This window comes from Streptomyces sp. NPDC058964 (assembly GCF_042741275.1).
Classification (GTDB): domain Bacteria; phylum Actinomycetota; class Actinomycetes; order Streptomycetales; family Streptomycetaceae; genus Streptomyces.
Genome location: NZ_JBHYKH010001045.1, coordinates 1 through 1,114 on the forward strand (window position 1 = coordinate 1; position 1,114 = coordinate 1,114).

Sequence of the window (1,114 nt, forward strand, 5' to 3'; positions counted from 1 at the left end):
CTGGTCGGCCGCACCGCCCGCCCCGGTGTCCACGGACCCGGCGAGCTGGACCGGCTGCTGGCCCGCGCCGACTGGGTGGTCGCGGCGGCGCCGCTGACCGACGACACGCGCGGCATGTTCGACGCCCGGCGGTTCGGCGTGATGCAGCCCTCCGCGCGGTTCGTCAACGTGGGGCGGGGGCAGCTGGTCGTCGAGGCCGATCTCGCCGCGGCGCTGCCCAGCCGCTGGATCGCGGGGGCCGCCCTGGACGTGCTGAGCCACGAGCCCCTCGCCGCCGACAGCCCGCTGTGGGAGGTACCGGACCTGGTCATCTCGCCGCACATGAGCGGGGACACCATCGGCTGGCGGGACGAACTCGGGGCGCAGTTCGTCGAGTTGTTCGAGAGCTGGGCGGCCGGCGAGCCACTGGCGAACGTGGTCGACAAGAAGCGCGGATACGTGCCCGGACACTGACGTCCCTGGAAACGGAGGGTGCATGACCGACCTCACGGAGCTGACCGCAGTACAGCTCGTCAACGGCTATCGCAAGGGTGCTTTCAGCCCTGTCGATGTCACCCGGTCGGCCCTGGAGCGGGCCGAACGGATCCAGCCGGAGCTGAACGCGTTCGTCCGGCTGACCGGCGAGGAGGCGCTGGAGCAGGCCCGGCGGTCCGAGGAGCGGTGGCGGCGCGGGGAGCCGGGCGGGCGGCTGGACGGGGTGCCGGTCACCGTGAAGGACATCCTGCTGACGCGGGGCCACCCGACCCTGCGCGGCTCCCGGGCGGTGTCACCGGACGGTCCGTGGGACGAGGACGCGCCCTCCGTCGCCCGGCTGCGCGAGCACGGCGCCGTGTTCGTCGGCAAGACGACGACGCCCGAGTACGGCTGGAAGGGCGTCACGGACTCACCCCTGTCCGGCGTGACCCGCAACCCGCACGACCCTAGCCGCACGGCGGGCGGCTCCAGCGGGGGCGCGGGGGCGGCCGTCGCGCGCGGGGCGGGTCCGCTGGCGCTCGGTACGGACGGCGGGGGCAGCGTGCGCATCCCGGCGTCCTTCTGCGGGATCTTCGGCCTGAAACCCACGTACGGCAGGGTGCCGCTCTACCCGGCGAGCGCGTTCGGCACCCTCGCGCAC

General features: G+C 74.2%; 2 protein-coding genes. Both read left to right on the plus strand.

Annotated features, from left to right (window positions below):
* A partial coding sequence (locus ACFW2E_RS47535) for an NAD(P)-dependent oxidoreductase (RefSeq protein ID WP_384478562.1) occupies positions 1-453 on the plus strand: 453 nt, incomplete at its 5' end.
* A 22-nt stretch (positions 454-475) separates the two neighbouring features.
* Positions 476-1,114, plus strand: a 639-nt coding sequence (locus ACFW2E_RS47540) for an amidase family protein (protein ID WP_384478565.1), incomplete at its 3' end; no start/stop codon positions are given.